Here is a 989-nt window from a genome sequence, read left to right on the forward strand (position 1 = left end):
GCTCCAGTCGGTTTCGAGAAAACGCGTCGGCGCGATATCCCAGCCGTAGAGGATGGCGCCGGTTGGCGCCTGGACGTCGCCATCCTCGGACAGCGCCCGCAGCACCTGGTCCCTGATATCGCGTATGTCGGCGGCCCGTGCGCGGAAATAATCCTGGTCTGAAGCGTCGTAGCCGGCAATCTCGGTATCAAGCGCTTGCCGCCAGGCTTTGTCGGCTGGCAGGCCGGTGCGGATCGCGGCAAAGGCCGGGCTGCTCAGCGCATCGTCTTGCAGCATGGCGATCTGAAACTCGAGAATGTCGGCGGCATCGCCCTCGGCCATCTCGCTCAATGCGGTGAGACGGCTTGTCGCGACGGCGATTGCGGCTTCGAGCGCGGCCTTCTCGTCGTCGGCTGTTTGTTTGCCGACATAGGATACGACAGTCTGGTCGAGGTCGAACAGTGGCCCCTCGGCATAGCCGGCCGACGCCGAAATGCCTTGCAGTCTAAGCGGTTCGGACATGGTCCGCGCCTTCGTCGAAATCGCGCCGCACCAGTTCGACCAACGCGTCGACGGCATCATTGGCGCCGTCACCGCTGGCCCTGATGTGCAGCACGGTGCCCTTCGGCGCCTTGGCCGCCATCACCTTGACGATGCTCTTGGCGTCGAACCATGGTCCATTGGCGGCGAGCGCGATCTCCACCTCGGCGGCAAAACTCTTGGCCAGCTTGGTGAACTTCACCGAAGGACGCGCGTGCAGACCCACCTCGTGGGTGATCACAACGGTCGCTTCGGCGGATGCGGACATGTCTTTCAAAATTCCCGTTCGTTCACGACGGCGACAATTCATGTGCCGTCGCCACCACTTCCCGCAGCGAGGCGCCGCCGGAGGCCTCGGTCGCACAAGATCATAGTCTGCAACGCGCCGATCGTCGAAGGCGCGGTGATGGCAGCGACCGAGGCCTCCGGCGGCGCCTCGCTGCGGGAAGTGGTGGCGACGGCACATGAAT

At 64.2% G+C, this 989-nt stretch carries 2 protein-coding genes and 1 pseudogene; 1 reads left to right on the forward strand and 2 read right to left on the reverse strand.

Translation table 11 applies throughout. From position 1 onward, the window contains the following. The coding region (locus tag EN991_RS37770; RefSeq protein ID WP_281058858.1) for a phosphoenolpyruvate-utilizing N-terminal domain-containing protein at nucleotides 1-501 on the reverse strand (501 nt) is incomplete at its 3' end. Continuing rightward, a complete protein-coding gene (locus tag EN991_RS37775) occupies nucleotides 485-787 on the reverse strand; it encodes an HPr family phosphocarrier protein (protein ID WP_013528086.1) in 303 nt (100 codons plus the stop codon). The genes EN991_RS37770 and EN991_RS37775, both read right to left, overlap by 17 nt. Nucleotides 788-871: 84 nt before the next feature. Between EN991_RS37775 and EN991_RS41465 the strand changes: the two are divergent. Further along, nucleotides 872-989 (forward strand): annotated as a pseudogene (locus EN991_RS41465) (PTS mannose transporter subunit IID); the annotation flags it as partial.

This window comes from Mesorhizobium sp. M7A.F.Ca.US.005.03.2.1 (assembly GCF_003997795.1).
GTDB classification, from domain to species: Bacteria; Pseudomonadota; Alphaproteobacteria; order Rhizobiales; family Rhizobiaceae; genus Mesorhizobium; species Mesorhizobium ciceri.